The sequence below is a fragment of the Labrenzia sp. C1B70 genome (assembly GCF_000475395.1).
In the GTDB taxonomy this organism is placed as follows: Bacteria; Pseudomonadota; Alphaproteobacteria; order Rhizobiales; family Stappiaceae; genus Roseibium; species Roseibium algicola.
In genome coordinates, this window is the sequence record NZ_AXCE01000045.1 from 120,990 (window position 1) to 146,623 (window position 25,634).

Genomic DNA, 25,634 nt, shown 5'->3' on the forward strand with positions numbered 1-25,634 from the left:
CGGGACATGTGCAGACATTGTCTGCCAAGGCCTTCTGTCTCTTGATGCCGCTCTGGTTTCCGGCACCGGTTATGAAGGACACAATGCAGCAGAAACACCTGCGTTACCTTGATCAGGGTCAACTCTGGGCAAGCATTGCGAAACCAGCCATACTGCAGGTTCATGATTCTGAACCCCTGCCAGGCCGCCTCCTGCAAATCGGAGCGCCGCAACACCTGGAGACGGTGGGATGGTTGAAACGGTAAGCGCCTCGCCGCTGCCCCGGGCAACCGGCAATGGAACAGTAGCTCAGGGACTTGAGCCGGGAACGGAACTCAAGGCCAAGGTTGAGGCAAACCTGCCGGGTGGTGTGGTGCGCCTTGCGACACCCGACGCAAAGCTGGAGCTGCGCGTTCCCGCACCACTTCCTGAAGGCGGCGAGGTTACGGTTACCGTCAGCGGCTCCAAACAGCAGCCTGCGATCCTGATCACTGTGGGCAAGGAGCAGCCGCAGCAGCAACCTTCCGCGCCGGCGACGGCTTCTCAAGGTCAGGCGTCGCAAGCCCAAGCATCCGAAGCTCAGGCACCCCAAGTACAGGCGTCAAAAGGCCAGACCGGCCAGGCTCCTGCGCAATCCGAATCCGGAGCGCCCCTGCAACCGCAACCTTCAACGGCGACCGCCTATCCGCGGCCGTCGCCGGTTCTGGCGCATCTGGTTCAGGTCCTTTCGGTCAACACGGCTCCGGGCCAGACTGCCGGCAATCCCCAGACCTTGCCGCAAACACCTCTGCCGGGGGCGTCTTCGCCAACCAGCGCTCCGCCGGCGGCCGGCGGCGCGCAGCCTCCGACTTCAGGAAACGTCGCAACCGTTCAGCCTCTTCCGCCGACAGGAGCATCTGGACAAACAATCGCTGGAGCGACACCTCCGGCAGCGGTTTCTCCGCAGAACTCGGCGCCGACGCAGCCTGCTGCTGCCCCGTCCCAGGGTTCCGCACCTGCGCCAAATGGCCTTTCGGGTGGGCCCGCGCAGCCGCAAGTCGCTACCGCACCACCGGTGGGCACGCCATCTTCCGGGATCTCTCAACCGGGACAGCCTGCACCTCCGGCAGGGTCTGCGGCCGGACAAGTGCCGTCGGGGGGAGGCGTACCAGTTCCGGCTGCTACCGGACAAGGTGCGGCGAGCCTGTCGAACCTGACCGGTGGACAACCGGTTTCGCAGCCGGCAGCAGTTGCCTCAACGGTTACAGGCGTGCCCACGCAACCCGGAACATCGGTGAACCAGCCCGTAGCGAACGCTGCCGCAGTTTCACCTGCCGGTGCTTCTGTTCAGGCGCCGCCGTCCACGCTTTCAGCAGGCACGCTGGCTACGCCAGCACCGCCGCCTTTACAAGGTAACCCGGCAGCTCCAGTGGCGGCTCCTTCAGGAAACGTGCCTGCGCCTGCCACAAGCGTCCCTGGTGTGCAAAGTGCAGTCCCCGAAACGTCGCCCGGTCAGGTTCCGGCAAGTGCAGGGGCCGGAGCGCCGGTATCAAGCACGGTGCAGGCAAATCCCCAGTCGGGAGGACCATCAGGACCAGCGCCTGTCCAGGGCTCGCAATTGGCATCAACCGCCGCGGGGGCGGGTGCCAACTCCGCTTCTCCTCCAGCTGCAAACCTGCCTGGCACAGGCTTGCCCAATCAAGCCACAGGGCAGTCAAACGGCGCATTTCAGACAGTTGGAGGACAGCCCGTAGTCCTAACGCGAACGGCGATCCCTCAGACTTATCCTGCATCCCTTGGTGCATCCGTGCCGGCTGCGGGAGCCCCGAACCCAACCGCGCAGGCTCCAGCGGTGGGTCAGCAGCCGGTCAATAAGATTGCCGAATTGCTGAAACAACCGCTCAGTGAGCAGCAGGCCGGCCTGGGGAGCCTTTTCGCCCAGATCGGAAGCCTGATGTCCGCGCAGAACAGCGGGAACGTTTCTTTGCCGGATCCCGTGGTCAAGGCAATGCAGCAGATCCTTGGTCTACGCTTGTCGTCTGCCCAGGCACCGACCGCGCAGGATCTGCAACAGGCCGTAAGATTGTCCGGACAGTTTCGCGAAGCGCAATTGTCCCTGCCTTCCGGAGCGCAGCCGCAGGGCCAAGTCGCGCTGCCGGATTTGAAATCCGCCCTTTTGTCGTTCAAGTCACTGCTTCAGCAGTTGGGTGCCCGCTCTGAAATCACTCATCCCGCAGGACAGCCGCCGGCGCCATCCCGGCATGGTGCACCACAAGGCCAGGCGCAACAGACCAGCAGCGGGTTCTGGGCAGGAGCTGCTTCGCAAAATCTGCAGGCACTTCTGAAGGAAACGGATTCGGCCCTGGCGCGCCTGCGGCTGACGCAGCTCAGCAATACGAAACTGTCCAGAGACGATGGACCGCGCGCAGCGTCCCGTCCGATGGATCTTGTGGTTGAGCTGCCGCTCGCGTTTGGCAATGAAACGGCCGTGATGCAAATGCAGGTCGGCCGCGATGGGGCCGGAAACCAGGAAGATGATGACGGAGAACCCGCCTGGCGGCTGCGGTTTGCACTCGATCTGACCGCGACAGGACCGCTGGAAGCTGCCATCAGTCTGCGCGGCGGCGGAACCTATGCCAGCTTGTGGGTGGATCGCAAGGAAACCTTCGACAGCCTGAACGCCGTTCGCGAAACCATGGAAGCCGCTTTTGCCGATGCGGGGCTGGATCTTCAGGAGCTGCGGCTGATCCGGGGGCTCCCACCCAGAACAGCGGCCAAATACGGCGCACTGATCGACAGGCAATCGTGAGACGGAACCGGCAATGAGTGAAAAGGACAAATCCGGGAAGAAGCTTGCGGTCGCACTGCAATATGAGAACGAGGGCGCTCCCGTTGTCACCGCCAAAGGCGCGGGCTCCATGGCTGAACAGATCGAACGTCTTGCGCGGGAAGCAGGCGTGCCGATTGAACAGAACCCGATGATGGCGGAGGCCCTGTCGCAGATTGAGGTCGACCAGGAAATTCCGATCGAGCTTTATCAGGCGGTCGCCGTGCTGATCGGCTTCATCATGCGGACTGGCCAGGCCAAGCACCCGCCGCAGGAATGATGGTGCAAGGCCGAGTGTTGTCGCGCTGACAAAGCAATTGCCACTGTGACCTTCCGTTGCACGCGTGTTGGTCGTGCTTTCTGGCTCTGGAAATGATCAGGCCGGGGGGTGGCATTACGCTCGTCCGTGACGGCACGGATGCTTGTTGCAACGCTTCGCAATGCGCGATTGCCAGGCAGTCAGACCCGAAAGGCGCGTCCTGCTGTGTGAAAGCTGACGCTTCAGGCAAGGAAAACCTTGCAGCCAGGACAATTCCCGACTAGGTCATCAAACGGCTACAAATTCGCGCCGCAGCATGTCTTTCCAGCTGGTTGACCAGACGCGAAATCAAAACGAACAGGATTTTTGACGACTATGACGATTGTCGACGTACGCACACCCGATCCGAAGAAATTCATCAAGGGCGCGACGGGCGATTGGGAAATCGTGATCGGTATGGAAGTCCATGCCCAGGTCACGTCCGAAGCCAAGCTCTTTTCCGGCGCCTCAACGGAATTCGGCAAGGACCCGAACGATAACGTCAGTCTCGTGGACGCGGCCATGCCGGGCATGCTGCCGGTGATCAACGAGGAATGCGTGCGTCAGGCGATCCGCACCGGCCTCGGTCTCAAGGCCGAGATCAATCTGAAGTCCGTGTTCGACCGCAAGAACTATTTCTATCCGGATTTGCCGCAGGGCTACCAGATCTCCCAGTTCAAGCAGCCGATTGTCGGAGAAGGCAAGATCCTTCTCGACATGCCGGACGAACAGGTCGAGATCGGTGTGGAGCGCCTGCACCTTGAGCAGGACGCCGGCAAGTCTCTGCACGACCAGCATCCGACCATGTCATTCGTTGACTTGAACCGTTCCGGCGTGGCGCTGATGGAAATCGTCTCCAAGCCGGACCTGCGGTCTTCCGACGAGGCAAAAGCCTATCTGACCAAGTTGCGCACCATCCTGCGCTATCTCGGCACCTGCGACGGCAACATGGACCAAGGGTCCATGCGCGCCGATGTCAACGTTTCCGTCCGCCGTCCGGGCGGCGAATTCGGCACGCGCTGCGAGATCAAGAACGTCAACTCGATCCGCTTCGTCGGCCAGGCCATTGAATATGAAGCACGTCGCCAGGTCGCACTGCTTGAAGACGGCGGCTCCGTCGATCAGGAAACCCGCCTGTTCGATGCTGTGAAGGGCGAAACACGGTCCATGCGGTCCAAGGAAGAAGCGCATGACTACCGCTATTTCCCGGATCCCGACCTGCTGCCGCTGGAGTTCACGCAGGCGTTCGTCGACGAACTGGCACAGCACCTGCCGGAACTGCCGGACGACAAGAAGAACCGCTTCATGGGCGACTATGGCCTCACCGCCTATGACGCCGAGATCCTGATTGCCGAAAAAGCTTCTGCCGATTTCTTCGAGGAAGTCGCCAAGGGCCGCGACGCCAAACTGGCTGCCAACTGGGTGATCAACGAGCTCTTCGGCCGCCTGAACAAGGAAGGCAAGGACCTTTCGACCAGCCCGGTTTCCGCGGCGCAGCTCGGCGGTATCGTCGATCTGATCAAGGACGGTGTCATCTCCGGCAAGATCGCCAAGGACCTGTTCGAGATCGTATGGACCGAAGGTGGCGACCCGGCGAAGATCGTCGAAGAACGTGGCATGAAGCAGGTGACCGACCTTGGTGCGATTGAAGCCATCGTCGACGAAATCATTGCCGCAAACCCGGACAAGGTTCAGCAGGCAATCGCCAAGCCGGGTCTTCTCGGTTGGTTCGTCGGCCAGGTGATGAAACAGTCCCAGGGCAAGGCCAACCCGCAGGCCGTCAGCGACATGCTGAAGCAGAAGATCGGTCTGGAGTAAGACCATGACCGGTGAGGGGACAGCGCCGAAAGTCGAGCTGCCCATCACCGGTTCCTGCCATTGCGGGGCGGTGTCTTACGAAATGAAGACACCGCCTCGACACGCCGTTGAATGCAACTGCTCCATCTGCCGCCGACTGGGCGCCATATGGGGGCATGGCGAAGCTGGCGATATCGAGATCAAGACGGCCCCCGGAGCAACGCTCAGCTACGTCTGGGGCGACAAGGGGCTTGCTTTCCACACCTGCAACACTTGCGGCTGCACCACCCACTGGCAAAGCCTGTCGGCTGAGTTTCCCGATCGGTTGGCAGTCAACCTCCGGCTAGCACCTCCTGGAACCATCGAAGCCATTGGGCTGCGTCACTTCGATGGCGCGGATACCTGGACCTTTCTGGACTGAAGGAACATTGCGTGCTCTGATCGGGCCGATGCGCTGTCGCGCACGTGATGCCATCCACACCCGGGAGGGGCAATGAACGAGCATCTTGCGAGCCTTTTTCTGGCTCTCGGCATCTTCTCTCTTGGTTTCGTCAGCATTGGACCAAACATCCTCGCCATCATCGGGACGTCGATGGAACGCGGTCGCAAGTCCGGCACCCAGCTCGCGTTGGGTGTAGGCGCAGGCTCCGGTCTATGGGCAACCTTCACGGTTGCGGGACTGACTGCCCTGATTGCCGCTTATGCCCAGGCCGTCACCGTTCTGAAGATTTTCGGGGCGGTCTACCTGTTGTGGTTGGCATTCAAGGCATTCCGTGCGGCTTCAAGGCCGGCCAACGCAATGCATGTGACCGGTGCAAGGGGACAAAATCTGTTCCTGCAAGGGCTCGCTATTCAGATGACCAACCCGAAGGCGGCACTGCATTGGATCGCGATTGTCGGGATAGGCCTGGGCGCTGATACGCCGCTATGGGTCGGTCTGCTGCTGATTGGCCTGAGTACGGCAATTTCCATCATCGGGCACGTCGCCTATGCAGTGACGTTTTCAACCGCACCCGTCATCCGCTTCTATCGGCGCAGTCAGCGCTGGATAAGCGCAACGCTGGGCGTCTTCTTCTCCTTCGCAGCTTACAAACTGGCTACATTCCGGCCTTGAGCGGAAAGACCTCGCTGCCGGCTGCCTGTTTCAAGCTTTCAGGACAATGTCCACTGAAGCTCAGTGGACATAACTGTTCAGTTGCCAACAGGTTCTCGGTGACGTTCTGTTGGTGCGCTTGGTTCAGATCCGGTCTGCGGCCTCCGGGGCAGGTGAGCGAAACCGCTTGGGCAGTGCTGCGAGCAACATCACCGTTGCGACACATGGTATTGCAAACAGTACTGCGGTTGCGCTCATTGAGGCTACGCCACCCGTTTCAAGCATCCATCCGCCCACGAAGGTACCGAGTGCAATGCCGACATTGGCGGCTGCAATGTTCATGGATGCCGCGAAACTCTTGTGATCAGGCCCTGCCGTCATCACGCGCACCTGCGACAGCACGAAGCCGGCAGCGTGGGCCATGCCCCAGGCAATCAGGACGACTGTCAAAAGCAGGATGGGAGCAGTCGCCAGAAGGCCGAAGGCCATGGCTCCGCCTGAAACAAGCAATGGAACGACAATGGCGCCGGCCAACGCATGGTCGGCAGTCCTTCCTCCGACCCAGTTCCCGGCGAGGCCGGCTGCACCGAAAACCAGCAGCGCGATGGACATCTGATCTCCTTCAAGTCCGGCGTTGGCCAACAGACTGGTGAGATACGAATAGCCAGCGAACATTGCCGAGAAAACGCAGACAGACAGAAAAAGCTGACAGAGAAACGATGGACGGCGAAGCAGGGAAAGCGCGCTGGCTGTCTTTGCCTGGAAAGGTGGCAAATGAAGCCTCAGATTGACGACCAGCAGAACCACAGACAACAAACCAAGACCTGCGACAGGGGTTTGCCAGCCAAACCGTTCTGCAAAGAATGTTCCGCAAGACGGCGCCAGGACAACACCGAGCGTAACGCCGATATAAACTTTCGCGACGCCTTTGCCGGCGCCATAGACCTGGGAGAGATGAGAGCTTGCGAAACTGATGTAGACCGGCAATGCCGCTCCCTGAGCGACCCGGAGAGCGGCGGCAAGCTCGAAATTCGGCAATACGATCAATATCAGGTTGGCGGAGTTGGGCAGCATCATCCAGCCGAGCACCTTCGCCGGAGATGTATCAGACAGATACGCGGAAAGGAACGGTGCGGCGAGGGCGGAGCCAATGGCAAACCACGTCACCAGCCAGCCGGATTGCGAGGGTGTCATGTCCAGCTGCGCCGACATTGCAGGCGCAAGGCCGATGACGACGAACTCCGTCGCCACCAGCACCAGTGCCGACAGCCCGATTGTCAGGGCTGTGGCTTTGGAAGAACCTCTTGTCATCAAGCGTTGGCACCATTGTCGATCAACCAGTCCGCTCCTGTAACAGACTGTGCAGCGTCCGAGGCGAGAAAAGCGACAACATTGGCAATTTCTTCAGGCTGTGCATAGGCTTGCCGCGCCATGAGGGCCCGTTGCCCGTCGGCAAACGGACCGTCGGCAGGGTTCATGTCCGTATCTGTGGAGCCCGGATGCACGGCATTTACCGTTATCCGCCGGGAGCCGAGATCACGCGCAAGCGCATGGGTCAATCCGGTGACGCCTGCCTTGGTTGCGCTATAGGCCACCAGTCCGGCCATGGGCGCCTGAGCGGCAAGATTACTGCCGATCGAGATGATCCTGCCCCCGTCCGGCATGTGCGTGACCGCGGCTTTTGATGCAACGAACACTGCACGAAGATTGACCGCCAGGGATGTGTCGAAGTCCTCCAGGGACAGTTGGTCGACCGGGCCAACGAGAAAGACGCCGGCGTTGTTCACCAGAATATCGATCTTTCCGAAGGTGGATGCAGCCTTGTTGATCGCGTCCTGCAACTCATTGGCCTTGCTGTTGTCGGCGCGAATGGCCAGTGCCTTGCGGCCCGTCTTTTCGATCGCCGCAACCGTCCCAGCGGCCGCGTCCTCGTTTGACGCAAAACTGATCGCTACATCAGCTCCATTCTCGGCGAGCTTGCGGGCGATTGCTGCACCGATGCCCCGGCTTCCCCCTGTCACGAAGGCGGTTTTTCCAATCAATGTCATCGTCGATTCCTATTTTGTAGTGATTGATACAAAATTAGATGGACTGCTTGTGTTGAAGGGTCAAGTGATTTATTTATCGATCGATACAGAAAGGGTTTGAATGGCAACGAGAGGTCGTCCGAGAAAATTTGACCGGGAAGAGGCTCTTGAACGGGCGATGCGTGTTTTCTGGTCGAAGACCTACGAGGGAACATCGCTGAGCGATCTGACATCGGCCATGGGAATAAACACGCCCAGCCTTTACGCTGCCTTCGGCAGCAAGCATGAGCTTTTCCGCGAAGCCCTGGCTCACTACGTCGAGAACTATCACAACGGTATCTGGACCGGTTTGGACGAGGCCCCCTCAATTTTCGATGCGGTCCGGACCTTCCTGACACGCTCTGCAGAAGCCTATTGCATGACCGGACAACCACCTGGCTGCATGGTCGTACTGGGAGCTCAACACAGTTGCACCGAGGACCAGTCCGTTCCGGCAGGCTTGAGTAAGATGCGGAAGAACAATCTTCTCCAACTGCAGGCACGCATCGAGCAGGCAAAGGAGGAAGGTGAACTTCCCGGTGACTTCGATACCGCAGCCGCGGCAACGATGCTCTTCTCGATGCAAACGGGAATGTCGGTTCTGGCCCGTGATGGCGTGTGTGAGGAAGCCTTGCTTGCTGCAGCCGACCAATGTGTCGAGGCCTTCAGGGCAATGGCAAACCGGCCCCGATAACAGCGGTTCAGCAAGCCTGTCGCATCCATCGAGGCAGTGACCATCGGGCAAGCGGTCCAGATTAATCGTCTAGGCATCTCCCGCGGCCTTGAAGTCGTGATAGCTGCACGATGCACACCCTCAACCTGGTGCCAGATCAGGTTTCTAGCTAGTTCGGTATCTGGGTGACCAACAGTCATGCCTGGTTGTCAGGTCGGACTGCCTTGTAATTTTGCCCAATATCGAGGCAAGTGCCTCCGTTGTTCGCGCATCATTGAAGTTCAGCTGCAGGTTCATGGCGAACGCCTGCAATTCTTTCCTTTGGCACAAGCCTTGCTCTTCCAACTCTGGTTTGAACCATTGGAAGTTTTTGATGAAGCACGGCCTTGTTTCTCTGGTTGGTATCAATGTCCAACCTTAGATTTTTCGAGATCTACCGGAATCCGGAATACGTGTGGCTGCTCGCCAAGGGTGCATTGATCAGCGCTGCGCTGACAATCGGCGGCGGCATCCTGGGGTTTCTCCTCGCCGTGTTGCTGGCGGCAGTCCGCCACTACAAGGTGCCGGTTCTTGCCCAGCTGGCGGCGGCCTATGTCGAATTCATCCGCAATACGCCATTGATCGTGCAGATGTTTTTCGTCGCCTTCGGTTTGCCGCTGCTTCTTGGGTACCAATGGCCCTTCTGGGCCCATGCGCTGCTGGCACTCTCCATCAATTTTTCCGCCTATTTTGCGGAGATCCTGCGCGCGGGCCTGGCGTCCCTCGGTGCGGGGCAAACGGAAGCCGCCGATGCACTCGGTCTGCCGCGCTGGCTCAGCTTCGTGAAAGTGTGCCTGCCGCAGGCAGTTGCCGCCATGTATCCTTCGCTCAACAGCCAGTTCATCTTCCTGTTCCTGACAACCGGCATCATTTCGGAAATCGGCGTGACGGACCTGACATGGGCGGGTCTCTTCATCGACAGCCGGAATTTTCGCTCGTTCGAGATCTTCTTCACCCTGACGGTGATCTACCTGTTGATGTCGCTGGGGTTCAAAACCCTTCTGGCGCTGCTGCATGACCGGTTGTTCAAATGGAAGGTGGTTCGATGAAAGACGCCTTCGTCGCCATCCTTGGCAAACCATTCGGCATCGTCCTGTTCCAGCTTCTGGAAGCCACCCAATACACGATCTATCTGTCTCTGATCGCTTTCATCGGTGGGGGCTTGATCGGCGCATGCGTAACCGCTTCGCGGGTTTCACCGGTCAAGATATTGCGGAAGATCTTCACCGCCTACACCTGGCTGTTCCAGTCTGTACCCTTGCTGATGCTGCTGTTTCTGCTCGGGCTGGGTATTCCGCATCTTTTCGAAATCCAGATTGACCCGTGGCGAGCGGCCGGCATTGCCCTGACGCTTTATACAAGCGCCTACCTGGCCGAAGTCTGGCGCGGGGCGCTGACGGCCATACCGGCAGGCCAGCATGAAGGCGGCAAGGCGCTGGGCATGACCTTCACCCAGATCATGTTCCTGATCATTCTGCCACAGGCGTTTCGCCTGGCCATTGCGCCCACGGTCGGCTTCATGGTGCAGATCATCAAGGGCACGTCGCTTGCCTATATCATCGGCTTTCACGACCTGATGACTGTCGGCAAACGCTGGGCGAATGCGCCTGTGCCGAGCACCCAACCCTTCGTCATCTATCCGCTGATGGCGATGATCTATTTTTCTCTTTGTTTTCCGTTGTCTGTGTGGTCGCGGCGCCTTGAAAAGCGCCTCGGATCCACATCGTCCAAGGGCGGGGCTGCCGCCGCCGCCTGACAAATCGCGCTTCAAGAACAACCGAAGGAGGGTCGCGTAATGTTGAAAAAAATTTTGGGGCTGACAGGCTTGGCAGTGTCTGCCGCATTGATGATTGCTAGTCCTGCATCTGCGGAGCTGAAGGACATTCTGGAAGCCGGCAAGATCAAGATTGCTACACCGGAGAATTTTCCGCCTTTTGGCTCGCTGGGCAGTGAAGGCGAATATGAAGGCTACGATATCGACGTCGCAAAGATGATCGCGGAAGATCTTGGCGTGGAGCTGGAGCTGGTGCCCGTCACGTCCAAGCAGCGCATTCCGTTTCTGGAAACCGACAAGGCCGATCTCGTGATTGCAACACTCGGTGCCAACCCGGAACGCGCAAAGTCGATCTGGTTCTCTCACGCCTATGCTCCGTTCTTTTCCGGAGCCTTTGCCAAGCCTGACGTGGCCGTTTCCACCATCGCGGATTTTTCCGGCAAGAAAATAGCCGTGACCAGCGGCACGCTTGAAGATCTGGCAATCACGGCGGATGCACCGGAAGATGCGGAGATCATCAGGTTTGGCGACAACGCGGCCACCATTGCGGCTTATGTTTCCGGCCAGGCCGACGTTATCGTGACCGGTAACATGGTGGCTTTGGGCATTTCCAATGACAACCCGGACTTCAATCTGGAAAACAAGTTCATCATCGCCAATTCGCCGTCTTTCATCGGTGTGAAGACGGGCAACATCGACCTTCTGCAATGGGTCAACGTTTTCGTTCTGCACAAGAAGCTGAACGGCAAGCTGGGCGAGCTGTCAGAGAAGTGGCTGAAGACGCCGCTGCCGCCTTTGCCTGCACTTTAAGGCCTGCCGGCTGAACGCTTGAAGCGCGCGGCGTCGAGCCGCGCGTTTTTGTTTTCGCAAGGGAAAATGCGAGGTTACAGGCTTCCGAAAATCTAGTATCCCCCTGCCATGATGTTTCGCAGTTCGACCGCCGGTACAGGGCCGGCTCCGTTTTATGCCACGCCCCTCGGGGTCTGGGGCGTCGTCGTCCTTTGGGGGCTCGCGCATATCCTGCTGAGGGCGTTGAACACGCCCGTCCTTGGTACGGACGATATGTTCGAGAACGTTCTGGTGCAGACACTGGAGCCCGGTTACATGCTGCGTCAGCCACCGCTTTACGAGTGGCTGCTCTGGTCTGCGCAGCAATTGTTCGGCCCTACAATCTGGGCAGCGCTTTTCGTCAAATACACCCTGATCTCGATTGCCGCGCTTTTTCTGTTTCTGATCGCACGCAAGGCCATACACGACACGCGCCTTGCAGCCCTGTGTGTCTTTTCCTATTCGCTCTTCTACCAGTTCGGCTGGAACCTTCATGAAGGCGTCACCCACACGGTGGTGTTGACTGCAGCCTGCGCCATGAGCGCCTTCTTCTTCCTGAAGGCGCTGGAGACACAGCGGCTCGGCTACTACGTGCTGTTTGGCATGGCGGCCGGGGCCGGACTGCTGGGCAAGCATTCCTACCCGATTTTTGTACTTGCCCTGATCCTGGCGGCGGCCAGCGACCCGGCATGGCGCACCCGGCTGCGCCTTTCGGGCCTGTTGTTGGTGCCTTTCGCGGCGGCACTGATCTACAGCCCCTATGCCTATTGGATCTTCAGCGAAGGGCTGAAGCTGCTGGCATCGGTTTCCGACACCATGGGTGTCAGTGCTGAAACATCGCATCTGATGCGCGCAGGCGAGGGGCTCGGGAAACTTGCCTTCGGACTTGTCGGTTTCTCGGTTCCGCTGGTCCCGCTGCTGCTCCTGCTGTTCTGGCCGCGCTATCTTGGCCGCAAAAAGCCCGAAACACCTGCCGTGAGTGACGCAGCGCGCCTGTGCGGGCGCACGGTTCTCCTGATGATCCTGCTGACGGCGCTGATGATTGCGATCACCGGTGCGACCTACGTCAAGGAACGGCACATGCATCCGCTGCTTCTGCTGCTGCCGGTGTGGTTGTTCGCCGACCTGGAACGCTTCGGATTTGAAAAGCAATGGCGCTGGCTGACGGCCGTTGTTCTGGCGATTGTCGCGGTTGCCTTTCTCGCCCGGGTGCCAGGGTTGGTCGCGCCGGACAAGACATGGTGCGGCGGCAAGTGCCGGCACATGAAGCCTTACGCGGACTTGAAGGCACCGCTGGCTGACCTGGGAGCAGCCGACGCCACACTGATTGCCGATGATGGCTATACCGGCGGCAATCTGAGGGTTTTGTTTCCCGATGCCCGGCTTGTGACCAAGGCCATTCCGGCCAGAACGCCACCGCGACAAAGCTGCTTCTTCATCTGGGAAGAGGGGGACAAGGAGCCGGACACGTCTGCAATGGAGCGCTTCAGTCAGGTCGCCTTCTGGGATGCCGGCGAGGCGCTTGAGGCAACGTATCTCACCGGCGCTTGGCCACATTTGTGGAAGCCGCCCGGCTGGCGGACAAGTTGGTGGGGCGTAGCCAAGCTCCCGCCCGAGAGCCCAATCTGCCGCTGACCGTAATCTTTCCTGACCAAAGGCGCGAACCGAAGATGCCGGACACAATTGCCTCGACCGTTTCCATCGAAAAAGCCCGCCCGGAGCACCTTCGCGAGATCGTCGCCATCATCAATGCGGGGGCGACCAGTGTTCGCAAGGACAGGGAATTTGCCGATTGGCAGGACTACCGACCGGCATTTGACGCGCTTGTCGCCGCACCCGAGTGCGATATCTACGTCGCGCTTGGCGAAAGCGGAGAAGTGGTCGGCACCTTCCAGATCCATTTCATGAAAGGGCTCGCCTTCCAGGGGCGTCCGAGGGTTGAACTGGAAAGCGTTCACGTGCGCGCAGACCAGCGCGGCACCGGTGTCGGGCGGCTGATGATGGCAAGGGCTGAAGACCTGGCACGGCAGGGCAACGCCTGCATTGTGCAGCTGACGTCGAACAAGGAACGCGAAGGCTCACATCACTTTTACAAGCGGCTTGGCTACGACCAGAGCCATCACGGCTACAAGAAGATGTTCGTCTGAGCCATCATTGATCAGTCGGTGCCTGGTGCGCTGTGCCTTGATGGAACCGCAACTGCCAGGCTCCGTCTCGTCTGCTCCAGATCGAACTGCGGTTTGTCCTTTCAACGTTATCAAGCGCACGCCTGACCTCACTGACGTAGGTCACGAGAACCGAATTCGTGTCGATCACGGTGAACTTGAGGCCGGGCAGGGGCAGGCGTACGTCGATAGGCCGTGCGGCACGCGCGGGCAGGATCAGGTCTTCACGCGGATAGATACGGCCGGATCGGCCGAACTCAAAAAAGTCATCCGCAAAGATCCGGTCCATCAGGACGGGGTCGTACCGCGTTTCCGCTCGCCACAGGCTTTCCTCCAGTCTGGTGAGCGTTTCGATATCGTCGGGCGTGAGGCACGTGTCAGACATGGATCCGGGCCGAGCTGGTGAACCGGCGGTGTCAGTCGACCCGTCGCCAGGTTTCCTTTTCGCAGACATTGAAAACGACGCGGACGCAGCCCTGTACTTCCAGGGCGGAGGCGTTCTTCGGGCGCAAGGTGGCATCCGCGCTGAAGCCGCGACGCGGATCATAGACCCGGCCTTTCCAGCCATCTTTCTGTGGTGCCATGCGCCAGAGCACGGTCAGGCCGAGAACCTTCCGTTTGCGCTTGCTTTCGTCCTTGTTTTTGAGATCCGGCGTGTTTTCCATGGAATAGCCTTTGGGGGCCGGAAACCGGACAATCTTGCCGCAGGGCACCTTGCCGCATTTTTGTATCTGGATGACGGCACCTGCCGGTGTCAGCCATTTGCCGTTGATGTCCGGGGCTGCAATGGCCTGGCCCCCTGTGCCTGCAAGCAGGAGAGCGAACAGACCGGCTTTCGATAACAGTCTGGAAGTCGGAAACGCAGAAACAAAGAAAGAAACAGGAACCACGATTATCCCCCGTCGCAATGCTGGTGACGACTGCGCCACAATCTCTGACCGGCAATTGCGACGGAGGAAAGGCCAAATCGACAGGATCTAGCGATTTCGGACTTTGTTCAGCCGTTTATTGTTCCCGTTTCCAGGTTTCGCCCTTGCAGATGAGGCCGCCCATCACGCAGCCCTCCAGTTTCAACGCGTTGGCGGACGTCAGCTCGATGAAGCCGGTATAGGTCTTGCCGTCCTCGGCGTTATAGACCTTGCCCTTCCACTGGTTTTCCTTGTCGGTGGGTTTCATGGCCTGAACGATCTGAACTCCCAGCAGCGGGCGGTCCCGCTTGGCCGCGTCCGGGTTCCTGGTGTCGTTTCGCGGCTCCCGCAGCCATATCAGCTTGCCGCACAAGGAACTGCCGCAGGAGCTTATCCGGATCTTGGATGCCCCGTTCGGGCGGACCCAGTCTCCCTTGGCATCGCCTGCGAAAGACATTGTTGCGGATGTGGTGATGATGGCGCCCGCAAGAAGTGCGGACGACAGAATAGTTTTCAGCATAAGTTCCTCCCAAAGCGGAATGCCTTCCGTTTACGGAAAGGGAATGTATAGCTCGGGAAACGTGCTGAAAAGCCGTCACCCAACGTCAGGTCGTCCGAAAATCCTCCTGAACGCCGAAGGGAGGTAAAGTCTGGTTTTCTGAAGGGAAGGGAACGAAATAGAGCCGGACAAAGAATTGTGGAAACGAATCCATGGTGAACAGAAGGTTGATGGGCCTTGTCAAATTTTCAGAGAATGTGACTGATTAAAAAGGGAAAATCGCAACCATATACTTACCGCAATATGAATTTCAGACTTATTTAAAATTTTGTTCGCATTACGTTAAACCTGTCTTTTAACGCCCCTTTTAACTGCTGCTGATGAAGTAGACCTCAAGAAACAACGGGGAAAGCTTCACGAAAGCTTGTGTTTCTTAGATCGGTCCTTGCCAAGCCATTGTGTTCAGCAAAGTGACCGGTTGGCAGTAGGGAACCGGAACGGTGGATCCAGAAGGATCGGAGCTGTTCCGCAGAAGTCAGACAGACGAAAGGGGAGCGTTATGGCTCGTTTTGAAATGCACTCGGCCGATATGGCCATCATGGGCGAAAAGCCGGTTACCGCAGACATCCTGTTCCAGATGGGTCTGGATAGCGCTTGCGGCCGTCACGGCATGACCGATCTCATCACAGCGCACAAGTGGTTCAACATTGCCGCTCTCAAAGGCAACAAGGACGCAGCACGCTACCGCAAGGAAATTTCCGGTGAAATGTCCACTTCCGAAATCGCCGAAGCTCAGCGGTCGGCTCGTGAATGGCTGTCGATGCATTGAACCGGATGAAGGCTGCCGGCCGAACGGCACCTGAACCGGTATCCACAACCTGACGCGGCAGCACAGTTTTCTGCCGCGTCCAGTTTCCGGCCCCTTGCCGGGATCGCTCCAGTCAATGGATCGGCGCCAGACCGTACTCATCCCAGATCGAGCGGTCGATTGGTGCACCAAGGGCATATTCGAACTCGCTGACGATCTTGCCGCTGGCGTCCAGCCGGCATCGATAGGCGATCTCGTACCAGACCCGGTTGCTTCTGAGGGCTCCGGCGGGCACGACAATCATATCTTCCTTCTGAAATGAATTGCGGAAAGCATGTGGCGCAAGCCGTGTCGGCTTGAACCCCGGCCGTGCATGACGAACTTGCTCCATTGCCTCCAGCGCGCAAATCTGCTCGCGGCCGTCTTCACTGGTCAAGGTTGGCAGAAACTCGCGTGCCTGTGCGGAGCGTGGGTCGTTCAGGACATCATTGGCAAAATAGGCATTTGCAGTAACCCATTCCTGCTCGGGCCTGGTCCTCGAAGAAGATGGGTCCGTCGGCGCGGGCGAGGAGGCATTCGAAGAAGGCACCTGTTCCGAAGGCGCGTTCGAACCTGACAACGGATCAGCACTGGATTGCGGGGAGATTGCCGCAGTTTGCGACTGGCTCTCGTCGGTTTCTTCCAGCGCGGTTTCCGGCAGACTTGGCGGCAGGTATTCGGGAATGATCTCGACGGAGACAGGCTCGGGCGGTTCTGGCAGGATCGTCCGCCACAGCGCCGCATCGCTCAACAACGCATAGAGCGCAAGGTGCAGCCAGAGCGCACAGATCCACGGAAACCTTTCCGCGACAAACCGTGTCAGATGCGTCGGAGGGGCGAGCTCGGCTATGGCACTTCTCCGATACCCGGCCAAGTTGAAGAATGTCCATCGCACCAGAGGAGTGCGGCTGAATTATGAAGGGGAAGGTGGGAACTGGGTCTGTTCCCGCGGACGGTGGCAGGCCAGTCAATCATCATGCGAGAAGGGTTTGAGACTTTCTGGTAGCGCGATGAACCACCTCTGGAAAAACGCTCCCTAACCCAACAGCCTGGCAGTAGCCCTGGGCAGCAGCCTGGTCAGTTTCTTGCGGGTGCGAATTTTCCGTTTCGACATCTTTCCGCGCATTATGTCCAGTGGTGAAACAGCCTTGGCTCGTCTGAGCGCCGCAGTCCACTCGTCTGTCCATGCATTGAACTGTTCCGGGTAGCGATCGTCACGCATCGGGACAATTTCGAATGTCGTTCTTGCAGACCGGTTGCACGAGCAGGTGCGCCGCAAATTTTCCCTGAGGGCGTGATTGTCAAAACAGGTCGCGGGTATTGCAAGGAGACTGACCAGAGAAAACGTTTTGTCTGGATGCAGACGCGCCATCATCTCTTCAAAAAGGGTTGTTTCGCTTTTCAGACGCGAAACTTCTGCATGAAAGTCGTTTATCGAATTTTCTTCCGCCACTGCCGCGTTGCGATAGTAAATGAAGGTCGTTTTTTCGCCAGTGTCTTTGATGAGTTTCCTGAACCTGTCAATCCGAACCCTGTAGTCCGCCAATACGTCACTGCTGTCGTGTGGATTGGAGTGCAGATGCGCGATTTTCGGGTAGTTCTTGAAAATGAGGAACTTCTCAACCGGATTTATTTGATGCGAGGCGTAAGTATAGTCGTGCTTGCTGGTAAGGCCCTTGAAGTCTGTCGCGATGATTTTCGAGACGTAGTCCAGGCCCGCGTCAAGGTTCCAGAGCCAGTCGAAGGGGTATTGCTCATGCCTCAGGCCCAGCTTCTTGAGGTTTGTCGCAGCGTCACACCCGCCACCCAGCGAAACAAAAACGTTTTTCAAGTATCACCCAAAGCCAAATTCATTGATGAAAGAGGGTCGTTTTGCCGGTGGCGCGCCAAAAGTCAACTCCAAGATGTGACGGTGGCCGGGTGGTGAGGAAAAAAAGCGAAACCTGGCGAGCGAATTGCCAACCCGACTTGCGACGGGTGGAAAGAAGCGGTTCATTTTCAAACGAACGAGGCGTCTGGTTCCGCGATTTGTGAAGACGATGCCGGATTTCAGCGTTCGATGCCTGTCTTCACCTTCCAGAAGTTGCGAGGCCAAGCGCGGTGGAAAAAGTAACAAGGCGTAAAAAACGCCTTGAACTGTGAGGCTTTTATTCGTACACGGGCGTTACCGGAGAGGTGGCCGAGTGGTCGAAGGCGCTCCCCTGCTAAGGGAGTAGACGGGCAACCGTCTCGAGGGTTCGAATCCCTTCCTCTCCGCCACTCCCGCCTCAACTCCCTTCAATCCACATCACATCTGCCCGCAGAATTCTGCGGATATTGCCGGTTACTTTTCACTGCGCTACACTGTGTGACTGCTAGGTAACACACGAAAAAAGTAGGCATGGAAGTAGGCACGAGATGGCACGCGCACTTCACAAGCTCAACGACGCCAAAGTAAGGGCGGCGAACAAGGCCGGTCGCATTAGCGATGGTGGCGGGCTCTATCTCCGGGTCTCGCAATCCGGGTCTAAGTCGTGGTCTTACATGTGGAACCTGGGCGGCAATCGCTCTGAATACGGGCTCGGTCCCTATCCGGCTGTTTCACTCTCCCTCGCACGCTCCAAAGCCTCAAACTGCCGGGAAGCCGTCGCCAAGGGCGAAAACCCGAAAGCCCTTTTCGAAAAGACCGAAGAGCGGACCTTTGCGGAGTGCGTTCAAGACTTCCTAGAGAAGAACGAAAAGGCTTGGTCGAATCCGAAGCACCGTGACCAATGGAAAATGACACTTGGACCGGCTTACTGTGCCAAGCTTCAGAAAAAGCGCCCCTCTGAAATCACCAAAGCCGACGTGCTGGCGGTGCTTAATCCGATCTGGGCAACCAAAACCGAGACAGCAACCCGGCTCCGGGGCCGGATAGAGCGCGTGCTAAATGCCAACAAACCGGAAGCAGGGTGGCAGGGCGGAGACAACCCGGCCGCATGGCGGGGCAATCTTGAAACCGTTCTCCCGAAACCTTCCAAGCTCAAAGACGTGAAACACCACGCGGCAATGCCCTATAGGGACGTGCCTGCATTTGTGACACAGCTTGCAGAGCGTCCGGGCCTGTCGGCTCGCGCCCTGGAGCTTCTGATTTACACTCTCTGTCGCACTGGCGAAGTGCTTAAGGCGCAATGGCCTGAGTTCGATCTAGATCAACGCCTTTGGACGATCCCCAAAGAGCGGATGAAAACGAAAACGCCGCATGTCGTCCCGCTCACAGATCCAGCAATTTCCATTCTCAAAGACCTTTACGACAAGCGCCGGGACGAATGGGTGTTTCCCGGCAACAAGAGGAACAAGCCGCTTTCAAACATGGTGCTGGAAATGCTCTTGCGCCGGATGGGGCAGGAAGTGTTCACGCCTCACGGTTTCAGATCCTCTTTCCGAGATTGGGCAGGCGATGAAACAGAGTTTGCCCGAGAAGTCGCGGAAGGCTGTCTTGCTCACACCATAGGTAATGAGGCCGAGAAAGCCTACCGGCGCGGAACCGCGATCAAGAAACGTCGGAATCTTCTGAACGCATGGGCCAATCATTGCACCGGCAGCGCTGCGAACGTCGTCAAAATCAACGAATACGCGGGGTAATTGGTCGTGAAGGTCCCAGCAAGGCGCGAAGGTGAGCCCAACGATATCGATGCGCGCCGATCTGCGCTGCTTAAAAAAATGTCGAGCGAGCACTTGTCGCACGAACAGGGCGAAGCGCTCGCCTTGGAACTTGGAATTGGTCCGCTCCAGACTTACCCAGATCCGGACACTTTCAATCCGTTTTCAGAAGTTTCTTGGTCAATCGATATGGTGTTGGCATGGGTAATGTTCCGTGACGTGAAATTTGTGAAGCGGTTTTGGGATCGGTACTGTCAAGCGACAATCAAGCTGAAACCAAGACTAGAAGACCTTCAGCCAGGAGACGATTTGGTTTACCGGCTTGAGCCTGATGAACCGCTCGAGCCATCGAAACTTACGGTTCTCACCAAAGACTTTTTGACCCGATTGCGTAAGCCAGGCGCAAATGGTCTCGCACTGATCAGTGATGTTTTTTTACCCTATGACGAGGCCGCAAGGTTGTTGGCGCAGGCATGTGTTTCAAAAGGCCTGACGGCAGTTGGTGAGCACACTTCGACAAAAACTATCCAGACTATTCCCCGCGAGATTTGGCTCGCAGCAGAATTGCGAGTGTTCGAAAACGTGCTTTACGGCGCTGGGCGGTTCAACCTCGTAACTGGACCCGGAAACAACGGGTACGTGAACATCAAATTGCCAAGTGCCGAGGTTGTTAAAATGTGGCCTGAAACGGAACGCTTCGCAGCCGAGAGAGCCAGAATTATTGATCAAATCAATCGGGGCAACATGACGCCCGAGCAGGGTAAAATTGAAGCCCAGAAAAAAGGCCTGACCCTATCTCCACTCAATCCGCATCCGTCCACGTTTGCCCCCCTGTCGGAACCGACTTGGACACTCCCAATGGTGCTCGCGTGGATTATGTTCCGCACGCCGGAAGATGTGACGCAGCATTGCGAGAAATATACTCGCCGCTGTTTCGAATGGCGGTCAGAAGGGGGCGGCTATTACCTTGCTCACCTTCGCGACCCATCCACGGCTCGTATGGCAATTAAGGAAGCTCGCAGCCCAACCTCTGAGGAAACAATCAATAGTGCTAAGGATAAGCTCAAAGCCGCCCTCTTGTCGGGTGAACTGACCGCATTTGGACAGGCCACGGGACAGAAGGCTGTAGTTCCAATACCCAAATTGAAATGGGGAGGCCTGGACTTCCTGTATGATAAAAATTGGCGGGACGTTGCGGGTAATATGCAATCTCGGGAGAGGTACGAGAACCTTTCCTTTGAAGCCGCGAAGGTGCAGGCACTGTGGCCAGTTCAAGACCAGGAAACGAAACCTGAAACGTTTGATGAAGTTGGGCCAACGAAAAAGGCACATAACGAAAGTGTTTCGGGTAGGGGAAAGCGCGGCCGTAAGCCGACTAGTTACGACGGTTTCATTGAAGAGCACGCAGAAGTGTTTTCAAAGTATGGCGCTTATGGTGAGAACCATCCGCTATTTGCGTCTCCCGGTGATGTTAAGGCCGCACTTGAAAGATGGTTTGAGAAGAAAAACAAAGATACTGGGAAGCCAGAGCCTCAGAAATCCTCTCTCTATAGATACGTCAATGTACTGCGTGAGCGGTTCAAGTAGTAGAGCTTCATGTGGAGCTTACTTTAATAAATTCAGATTCCCACTATTCCCACTATTCCCACTATTCTCATTAAAGTAAATTGGGAAATTTGGGACATTTTTACTATTGTCTCGAGTGTGTAGCCTGCTGATACTAGCTGTCAGAAGGCGCGGCAAAGTGATGCTGATTGCAGCGCCAGCACACAGCGGACAGAGTATTGAGTATCCGCCCCAATAGCGGAGACGACACATGCAGACCGGGTACACGGACCTTGACGGCGCAAAAAAGTTTCTGGGCGATTGCTCGCATGAAACCATTTATCGCCGAGTGAGGGCTGGGCTTCTCAAAAAATACAAGCTGGGCAGCAAGACACTTTTCCGGATCTCGGAACTGGACGCGCTGCCGACTTGCGCGACGGTTCAACCGGCAGGCAACGACAACGCCGAACCGGCAGCGGCTTGAGGGGAGGCGTCACAGATGGATTTCTCTCCCTCAACTGAAAACCCCGGAGCTGGTGACTCCGGGGTCTCAAAAAAAAGCGATGGCACGCTCTTTAACTTTGCTGCTAGGCAACTTTCATCATGCACGTGTAGCGTCGGAAATGCAACTGGCAAGCAGCGTGAATTTGATGAAGCCTGCAAGCAGAAGAACGCCGCAAAGGTGGCAGAACGGCTCGCAAACTTCAAGCCTGCCGACGCGCCGTATTGCAAACCGCTTCCTACCGTTAAGCGGCTTCGGGAGCTTTTCGGGTATGACCCTGAAACAGGTGTTTTGACGTGGAAGGTTTCAAGGGGAGGTCAACGAGCCGGAGACGTGGCCGGGACGCCTATTGATGGATATGTTCAGATCTTTGTCGATGGCGTCGCATACAGGGCACATCGGCTTATCTTCAAGCTTGTCTACGGCCGCGAACCTATCGGGCATATCGACCACGAGAACGGCAACCGCTCGGATAACCGGCTGGTCAAAGGAGATCCCGAGAATTCCAATCTCCGGGAAGTCCTTCCCTGGCAGAACTCTCTTAACCGCATTGCTCCAACCGAGTCCAACACGGGGCACCGTGGAGTTAGCTGGATTGCTTCAGCGCAACGCTATCTCGCATCAATCGGCATTGCTGACCGGAACGTGAAACTTGGCACTTACACTTGCTTGCGCTGCGCCATAGATGCCCGTGCGCATGCCTTCGGTCTCCTGATCGGCGCTCCTGCCAACGACAACGACGGAGGTGCTTCGAAATGAGCCGATCCGTTCTTGAGCCAATCCCGGTTTCGTCCCTGGCGGAAGAAATCGAGAAGTTTGGGGATCTCCCACCCTACCTGTTCACCAGTCAGGCCGCAACGGTCATGATGGTGACGAATGCAGGCGCGATGGCGATGCACGACAGTTGCGAATACCTGAGCCGAGGACGTAATGAACTCGGTCACAGGCTCTATAGCCGCGACGAATGCGTTGCCAGGCGCTGGGCACGGTTGCGGTTCTCCAATGTGAACGACAACGAACCAACGTTCACGGATGCGACAGCGCCGGCTGAAGTCTTCGAGCAGGAAAAAGTCTGAATTTCAGACGCTGAGAGAATGCCAGGGGCTAGGAGCCCCTGCGCAACTCCTTGAATCATTTCATGAGCAGAGCAATGGACAGAACTAGACGCCAGAAGTCCGGCAAGACCGATCATCATACTTCAATGATCAGAGCCACGATGGAAGAGCCCGCGTGGAGAGCCCTTTCGCCAGTCGCACAAGCCTTGTACCCATGGTTAAAGCTTGAATGGCACGGCCCCAAATTCAATAATAATGGGAAAATCCGTCTGAGCGTTCGCCAAGCTGCTGAACGCATCGGAGTAGCCCTCAACACGGCTGCCAAGGGCTTTCATGACCTCCAGGCAAAAGGATTCATTGTCGTCACCGAACCTGCATGCCTTGGATTGGAGGGGGAGGGCAATACACCTTCATACGAGATCACTGAACTCGGTTTGCCCCACTCTGATCGTTCTGAAGGACGCAAACTGTACCGAGCCTGGAAGGTCGGTCGCGACTATGCCGTTCACAAAGCGACCGCAAACAATCCGCACGGGAAAAACGGACGCCAGAAAAACAAAACCCTGTCTCAAAATTTGAGAAGACCTGTCTTAAAAATGATGACGAATTTGCCAGAGGCGTCTTAATTTTTGAGAAGACCCATCTCAAGAATGATGACGAATTGGGGTGTTCTCAGTGACCGTTCGTCTTAATTTTTGAGACATCCTTATATTACCATAGGGGTACAAGCAGAGCGAAACCTTGGGCGGCCATTTTTTTGACCCCGTTAAAGGCATGTTGGACTGAGCCCCTGCCTTAATTGCACGTGATCTGTACCGTGAAGTTTTCAGCTTCGCTCGAAATCTCAGCTGCGCCTTTCTGGTTTGGCGCATCTACCGACATGTAAACAGGCTCGACGTTCACGCTGCTCATTAGCGCAGCCATCATGTTGCCCCGGACTGCGAAATTGATATTTTCTGGCAAGGAGCCCGCGACTTCAAGCGTTGCCATCGCATCTAGTTTGGCAACCACGGTCCCAATTATTGCTCCTGAAGCATCCAAGACCGGCCCTCCAGAATTTCCCGGCTGCACAGGAGCGGAAAGATGAAAGTGCCGTATGTCGCCACCAATTCCTGCGAGCGAAGAAACTATACCCTTTGAGATCGTAAGATTGTCCCCTAGCAACGATCCTAGTGGAAACCCCATTACGAAAACGTCTTCGCCTCTGCGAACGGGCAACGGACGGAAACGGGCAACGGCATGCTGCTTGGGCGTAACCGCCTGAATGATAGCCAGATCATTAGCTTCGTCTGCTTTGACCACGATAGCTCGACCATGCCCAACCACGTTAATGGCGGTGCATCCTTCTATGACGTGGGCGTTGGTCCCTACATGCCCCTGATCGGAGATGAAATATCCGGACCCAGACGAACGCCTTGAAGTATTGGGCGTTGGTGTCGGTGCATTGGTTATTGATGGTGTGGGTTGCTGCGGTTGCGGTACTAGGTTGGCCTGGCTCGATCCGTCATAGTAGGTGAGGCTATTGGACATGGCGATGGCCACCCTGTCCATGACCACACTCAACTCATTGTTCCAAGACAACGAAAATCCTCGTGTGTCGTTCTGGGTTTTAAACAGCCGCAGATAGAATTTCTTACCGTTCGTTGTTCCGCTCACTACAAAATAGTCGTTTCTGAATACCTTGTATTCAACGCGTCTGGTCCGATTTTCGGTCGACAACCGATCATACAATTGTCGATAGTCAGTATCGTAATGCGGTATCCGAAGCGTCTCCAATTCGATCAGACGATCCTTAGATATCCAACGCGCGCCTCTCCGGGTGGGATCAACGGAGATGAAAAGTTTTTCCGGAATGCCGAGCGTCACACCAGATGAAGACTCGTCGCGAAACTCGAAGCCGACTTTTTCCATAACCGAGCCACCCTCTACCTGAAGGGCTTCGAATTCACGCTTACCGAGGACACCGTCGGGCGCAAATCCGTGCCGGTATTGGAAATTGATCAGGCTTTCGTAGGTGCGCTTTCCAAATGTTGCATCAACGATGGCGACATAGTCGCCGGAGAAAATCAGTAGCAGCTGGATCGCAATACGGTCTTCGAAACTCTGGGCATAAAACCAGGCTTTCGATTGCCCATAGTCAGCGAGCGCAATAGCGCATGAACATAGATAAAACCAAATGATCAGGGCAAAGGTACGCATAACAAGCCGTATTTCGCTTCAATGGCCAAAATCTTCGCGCATTTCCAAATGGCAATCAATTGTTTTGGCAACTTGCAACAAAGGCGTCTAATCGGCGGGCGATTTTACCCGAACGCTTTAAGTCCCGGAAGAACCGGAACAAGGGAACACTCCCGGACCCGTCTTCCGCCAAGCGTGCAGCACCCCTTGGGACCATGATTTTTCCAAGGTCATTGCACGAAGCAATTTTTGGATGCCGTAAGAGACGAGGCACAGCCAAGGTTTATCAGGGTCAAAACGCGAGGCGAATTCTTAGAAGCGTCTATGCGAGGAAGTTTGCTGCGTCACAGGCCGTCGATTGGAGTGGGCGGGAAGCCTTCGGCCGGATACGCCGATCAGCGCAGAAATGCGCCAGCGGAAGGTTTTCCGGAGGTCACTACGCGAATGACATTTCTCGGCTCGGTCGGTTCCACTATTGCGGGTCACGACGAATAACCGAGTGAATTTCTTTACACCGGGAAACGTGATGCCAATACATCCTCTATTCAGGGTAATTCTGGACCCGCACGTTTGGGTGGAAGCGGCAGTTTTGACTCGGAAATTTTCGCAACACTCTGAAAACCGAAACTAAGATCGATAAGGGCAGGGCGGGCGAGTTTCTTGAAGCCGGAAAAAGCGCGGTGGATCTGAACGCAACGCAGGCGGCAATCCGGGCAGGATACAGTGAAAAGACGGCCCAGCAGATGGGTGCCGAGAACCTGTCAAAACCTGTTGTTGCCGAAGCCATTGCAGAAGCCCAGAGCCAACGCTCACAGCGTACGCAGATCACCCAAGACAGGGTTCTTCAGGAAACTGGAAAAAGACCGGGCCCCTAATTTTCGGCAGCCGCCCATGAACATAGCTCGCGTCTGTTATCGAATGTTATGGTCGTTGACGTGGCCTCTGTGGCATGTACCGCTTT

General features: G+C 56.9%; 27 protein-coding genes and 1 tRNA gene. 20 read left to right on the plus strand and 8 right to left on the minus strand.

Annotated features, from left to right (window positions below):
- Nucleotides 1-229 precede the first annotated feature (229 nt).
- From Q666_RS65730 to Q666_RS58575, 5 genes are all read left to right on the plus strand, one after another.
- The gene (locus tag Q666_RS65730; RefSeq protein ID WP_081713361.1) at nt 230-2,767 is read left to right on the plus strand and encodes a flagellar hook-length control protein FliK; all 2,538 of its coding nucleotides are present in this window, start codon (nt 230-232) and stop codon (nt 2,765-2,767) included.
- Between the two features lie 13 nt (nt 2,768-2,780).
- A complete protein-coding gene (locus tag Q666_RS58560) occupies nt 2,781-3,065 on the plus strand; it encodes an EscU/YscU/HrcU family type III secretion system export apparatus switch protein (RefSeq protein ID WP_022997768.1) in 285 nt (94 codons plus the stop codon).
- Nucleotides 3,066-3,419: 354 nt separating this feature from the next.
- Nucleotides 3,420-4,901 carry an Asp-tRNA(Asn)/Glu-tRNA(Gln) amidotransferase subunit GatB gene (gatB, locus tag Q666_RS58565; RefSeq protein ID WP_022997767.1) on the plus strand — a complete coding sequence of 494 codons (1,482 nt, stop codon included), beginning with the start codon at nt 3,420-3,422 and terminating at the stop codon, nt 4,899-4,901.
- A 4-nt stretch (nt 4,902-4,905) separates the two neighbouring features.
- Entirely contained in the window at nt 4,906-5,301 is a 396-nt protein-coding gene (locus Q666_RS58570) for an aldehyde-activating protein (RefSeq protein ID WP_022997766.1), read from the plus strand.
- Between the two features lie 72 nt (nt 5,302-5,373).
- On the plus strand, nt 5,374-5,994 hold the full coding sequence (locus tag Q666_RS58575) for a LysE family translocator (RefSeq protein WP_022997765.1): 621 nt from the start codon (nt 5,374-5,376) through the stop codon (nt 5,992-5,994).
- A 123-nt stretch (nt 5,995-6,117) separates the two neighbouring features.
- Here the strand turns inward: Q666_RS58575 and Q666_RS58580 are convergent, their stop codons facing one another.
- Entirely contained in the window at nt 6,118-7,284 is a 1,167-nt protein-coding gene (locus Q666_RS58580; RefSeq protein WP_022997764.1) for an MFS transporter, read from the minus strand.
- Nucleotides 7,284-8,021 (minus strand): SDR family NAD(P)-dependent oxidoreductase, encoded by a 738-nt coding sequence (locus Q666_RS58585; RefSeq protein WP_022997763.1) that lies wholly within the window; start codon nt 8,019-8,021, stop codon nt 7,284-7,286. Before Q666_RS58585 ends, Q666_RS58580 begins: the two co-directional genes overlap by 1 nt.
- Before the next feature lie 100 nt (nt 8,022-8,121).
- On the opposite strand from Q666_RS58585, the gene Q666_RS58590 reads away from it, so the two are divergent.
- The 6 genes from Q666_RS58590 (at nt 8,122) to Q666_RS58615 (ending at nt 13,500) form a co-directional block, all read left to right on the plus strand.
- Entirely contained in the window at nt 8,122-8,733 is a 612-nt protein-coding gene (locus Q666_RS58590; RefSeq protein WP_031268087.1) for a TetR/AcrR family transcriptional regulator, read from the plus strand.
- Nucleotides 8,734-9,119: 386 nt separating this feature from the next.
- Nucleotides 9,120-9,800, plus strand: coding sequence for an amino acid ABC transporter permease (locus Q666_RS58595; RefSeq protein ID WP_022997761.1), 681 nt, complete (start codon nt 9,120-9,122; stop codon nt 9,798-9,800).
- Nucleotides 9,797-10,507, plus strand: coding sequence for an amino acid ABC transporter permease (locus Q666_RS58600; RefSeq protein ID WP_051990197.1), 711 nt, complete (start codon nt 9,797-9,799; stop codon nt 10,505-10,507). The genes Q666_RS58595 and Q666_RS58600 overlap by 4 nt, the downstream gene beginning before the upstream one ends.
- Before the next feature lie 39 nt (nt 10,508-10,546).
- The gene (locus Q666_RS58605) at nt 10,547-11,335 is read left to right on the plus strand and encodes a transporter substrate-binding domain-containing protein (protein ID WP_022997759.1); all 789 of its coding nucleotides are present in this window, start codon (nt 10,547-10,549) and stop codon (nt 11,333-11,335) included.
- A 108-nt stretch (nt 11,336-11,443) separates the two neighbouring features.
- Nucleotides 11,444-12,988, plus strand: a complete 1,545-nt coding sequence (locus Q666_RS58610; RefSeq protein ID WP_022997758.1) for a glycosyltransferase family 39 protein — start codon at nt 11,444-11,446, stop codon at nt 12,986-12,988.
- A 35-nt stretch (nt 12,989-13,023) separates the two neighbouring features.
- The gene (locus Q666_RS58615) at nt 13,024-13,500 is read left to right on the plus strand and encodes a GNAT family N-acetyltransferase (protein WP_022997757.1); all 477 of its coding nucleotides are present in this window, start codon (nt 13,024-13,026) and stop codon (nt 13,498-13,500) included.
- Between the two features lie 4 nt (nt 13,501-13,504).
- On the opposite strand, the gene Q666_RS58620 is transcribed toward Q666_RS58615, so the two are convergent.
- The 3 genes from Q666_RS58620 to Q666_RS58630 all read right to left on the minus strand — a co-directional run bounded on the left by Q666_RS58620 (nt 13,505) and on the right by Q666_RS58630 (nt 14,946).
- Nucleotides 13,505-13,903, minus strand: a complete 399-nt coding sequence (locus tag Q666_RS58620; protein WP_022997756.1) for a DUF4440 domain-containing protein — start codon at nt 13,901-13,903, stop codon at nt 13,505-13,507.
- Between the two features lie 31 nt (nt 13,904-13,934).
- Entirely contained in the window at nt 13,935-14,408 is a 474-nt protein-coding gene (locus Q666_RS58625; protein WP_022997755.1) for a DUF2147 domain-containing protein, read from the minus strand.
- A 115-nt stretch (nt 14,409-14,523) separates the two neighbouring features.
- Nucleotides 14,524-14,946: a DUF2147 domain-containing protein gene (locus tag Q666_RS58630; RefSeq protein ID WP_022997754.1), complete on the minus strand. Its 423-nt coding sequence runs from the start codon at nt 14,944-14,946 to the stop codon at nt 14,524-14,526.
- 538 nt (nt 14,947-15,484) lie between these two features.
- Here Q666_RS58630 and Q666_RS58635 point away from each other — a divergent pair.
- A complete protein-coding gene (locus tag Q666_RS58635) occupies nt 15,485-15,754 on the plus strand; it encodes a hypothetical protein (protein WP_022997753.1) in 270 nt (89 codons plus the stop codon).
- A 112-nt stretch (nt 15,755-15,866) separates the two neighbouring features.
- On the opposite strand, the gene Q666_RS65200 is transcribed toward Q666_RS58635, so the two are convergent.
- Nucleotides 15,867-16,646: a DUF930 domain-containing protein gene (locus Q666_RS65200; RefSeq protein WP_022997752.1), complete on the minus strand. Its 780-nt coding sequence runs from the start codon at nt 16,644-16,646 to the stop codon at nt 15,867-15,869.
- Nucleotides 16,647-16,808: 162 nt separating this feature from the next.
- Nucleotides 16,809-17,603: a DUF1796 family putative cysteine peptidase gene (locus Q666_RS58640; protein WP_022997751.1), complete on the minus strand. Its 795-nt coding sequence runs from the start codon at nt 17,601-17,603 to the stop codon at nt 16,809-16,811.
- A 338-nt stretch (nt 17,604-17,941) separates the two neighbouring features.
- Here Q666_RS58640 and Q666_RS58645 point away from each other — a divergent pair.
- The 7 genes from Q666_RS58645 to Q666_RS58670 all read left to right on the plus strand — a co-directional run bounded on the left by Q666_RS58645 (nt 17,942) and on the right by Q666_RS58670 (nt 23,121).
- A tRNA-Ser gene (locus tag Q666_RS58645) sits at nt 17,942-18,031 on the plus strand.
- Nucleotides 18,032-18,169: 138 nt separating this feature from the next.
- A complete protein-coding gene (locus tag Q666_RS58650) occupies nt 18,170-19,375 on the plus strand; it encodes a site-specific integrase (protein ID WP_031268081.1) in 1,206 nt (401 codons plus the stop codon).
- A gap of 6 nt (nt 19,376-19,381) precedes the next feature.
- Nucleotides 19,382-20,980, plus strand: coding sequence for a hypothetical protein (locus Q666_RS58655; RefSeq protein ID WP_152533440.1), 1,599 nt, complete (start codon nt 19,382-19,384; stop codon nt 20,978-20,980).
- A gap of 229 nt (nt 20,981-21,209) precedes the next feature.
- Nucleotides 21,210-21,422, plus strand: a complete 213-nt coding sequence (locus Q666_RS58660) for a helix-turn-helix domain-containing protein (protein WP_022997748.1) — start codon at nt 21,210-21,212, stop codon at nt 21,420-21,422.
- A gap of 15 nt (nt 21,423-21,437) precedes the next feature.
- The gene (locus Q666_RS65735; RefSeq protein ID WP_081713364.1) at nt 21,438-22,199 is read left to right on the plus strand and encodes an HNH endonuclease signature motif containing protein; all 762 of its coding nucleotides are present in this window, start codon (nt 21,438-21,440) and stop codon (nt 22,197-22,199) included.
- Complete coding sequence (locus Q666_RS58665) at nt 22,196-22,516, plus strand: hypothetical protein (RefSeq protein ID WP_022997746.1); 321 nt, start codon at nt 22,196-22,198, stop codon at nt 22,514-22,516. The genes Q666_RS65735 and Q666_RS58665 overlap by 4 nt, the downstream gene beginning before the upstream one ends.
- Before the next feature lie 62 nt (nt 22,517-22,578).
- Nucleotides 22,579-23,121: a hypothetical protein gene (locus Q666_RS58670; RefSeq protein ID WP_152533441.1), complete on the plus strand. Its 543-nt coding sequence runs from the start codon at nt 22,579-22,581 to the stop codon at nt 23,119-23,121.
- Between the two features lie 169 nt (nt 23,122-23,290).
- Here the strand turns inward: Q666_RS58670 and Q666_RS65205 are convergent, their stop codons facing one another.
- Nucleotides 23,291-24,694 (minus strand): serine protease, encoded by a 1,404-nt coding sequence (locus tag Q666_RS65205; RefSeq protein WP_022997744.1) that lies wholly within the window; start codon nt 24,692-24,694, stop codon nt 23,291-23,293.
- A 659-nt stretch (nt 24,695-25,353) separates the two neighbouring features.
- On the opposite strand from Q666_RS65205, the gene Q666_RS58680 reads away from it, so the two are divergent.
- Nucleotides 25,354-25,548: a terminase small subunit gene (locus tag Q666_RS58680; protein WP_022997743.1), complete on the plus strand. Its 195-nt coding sequence runs from the start codon at nt 25,354-25,356 to the stop codon at nt 25,546-25,548.
- The last annotated feature ends 86 nt before the right edge of the window (nt 25,549-25,634 follow it).

What these genes read in the sequence shown, in the direction of transcription:
- Q666_RS65730 (WP_081713361.1), top strand. Translation starts at nt 230, where the DNA reads ATGGTTGAAACGGTAAGCGCCTCGCCGCTGCCCCGGGCAACCGGCAAT.
- Q666_RS58560 (WP_022997768.1), top strand. Translation starts at nt 2,781, where the DNA reads ATGAGTGAAAAGGACAAATCCGGGAAGAAGCTTGCGGTCGCACTGCAA.
- gatB (WP_022997767.1), top strand. Translation starts at nt 3,420, where the DNA reads ATGACGATTGTCGACGTACGCACACCCGATCCGAAGAAATTCATCAAG.
- Q666_RS58570 (WP_022997766.1), top strand. Translation starts at nt 4,906, where the DNA reads ATGACCGGTGAGGGGACAGCGCCGAAAGTCGAGCTGCCCATCACCGGT.
- Q666_RS58575 (WP_022997765.1), top strand. Translation starts at nt 5,374, where the DNA reads ATGAACGAGCATCTTGCGAGCCTTTTTCTGGCTCTCGGCATCTTCTCT.
- Q666_RS58580 (WP_022997764.1), bottom strand. Translation starts at nt 7,284, where the DNA reads ATGACAAGAGGTTCTTCCAAAGCCACAGCCCTGACAATCGGGCTGTCG.
- Q666_RS58585 (WP_022997763.1), bottom strand. Translation starts at nt 8,021, where the DNA reads ATGACATTGATTGGAAAAACCGCCTTCGTGACAGGGGGAAGCCGGGGC.
- Q666_RS58590 (WP_031268087.1), top strand. Translation starts at nt 8,122, where the DNA reads ATGGCAACGAGAGGTCGTCCGAGAAAATTTGACCGGGAAGAGGCTCTT.
- Q666_RS58595 (WP_022997761.1), top strand. Translation starts at nt 9,120, where the DNA reads ATGTCCAACCTTAGATTTTTCGAGATCTACCGGAATCCGGAATACGTG.
- Q666_RS58600 (WP_051990197.1), top strand. Translation starts at nt 9,797, where the DNA reads ATGAAAGACGCCTTCGTCGCCATCCTTGGCAAACCATTCGGCATCGTC.
- Q666_RS58605 (WP_022997759.1), top strand. Translation starts at nt 10,547, where the DNA reads ATGTTGAAAAAAATTTTGGGGCTGACAGGCTTGGCAGTGTCTGCCGCA.
- Q666_RS58610 (WP_022997758.1), top strand. Translation starts at nt 11,444, where the DNA reads ATGATGTTTCGCAGTTCGACCGCCGGTACAGGGCCGGCTCCGTTTTAT.
- Q666_RS58615 (WP_022997757.1), top strand. Translation starts at nt 13,024, where the DNA reads ATGCCGGACACAATTGCCTCGACCGTTTCCATCGAAAAAGCCCGCCCG.
- Q666_RS58620 (WP_022997756.1), bottom strand. Translation starts at nt 13,903, where the DNA reads ATGTCTGACACGTGCCTCACGCCCGACGATATCGAAACGCTCACCAGA.
- Q666_RS58630 (WP_022997754.1), bottom strand. Translation starts at nt 14,946, where the DNA reads ATGCTGAAAACTATTCTGTCGTCCGCACTTCTTGCGGGCGCCATCATC.
- Q666_RS58635 (WP_022997753.1), top strand. Translation starts at nt 15,485, where the DNA reads ATGGCTCGTTTTGAAATGCACTCGGCCGATATGGCCATCATGGGCGAA.
- Q666_RS58650 (WP_031268081.1), top strand. Translation starts at nt 18,170, where the DNA reads ATGGCACGCGCACTTCACAAGCTCAACGACGCCAAAGTAAGGGCGGCG.
- Q666_RS58660 (WP_022997748.1), top strand. Translation starts at nt 21,210, where the DNA reads ATGCAGACCGGGTACACGGACCTTGACGGCGCAAAAAAGTTTCTGGGC.
- Q666_RS65735 (WP_081713364.1), top strand. Translation starts at nt 21,438, where the DNA reads ATGGATTTCTCTCCCTCAACTGAAAACCCCGGAGCTGGTGACTCCGGG.
- Q666_RS58665 (WP_022997746.1), top strand. Translation starts at nt 22,196, where the DNA reads ATGAGCCGATCCGTTCTTGAGCCAATCCCGGTTTCGTCCCTGGCGGAA.
- Q666_RS58670 (WP_152533441.1), top strand. Translation starts at nt 22,579, where the DNA reads ATGAGCAGAGCAATGGACAGAACTAGACGCCAGAAGTCCGGCAAGACC.
- Q666_RS65205 (WP_022997744.1), bottom strand. Translation starts at nt 24,694, where the DNA reads ATGCGTACCTTTGCCCTGATCATTTGGTTTTATCTATGTTCATGCGCT.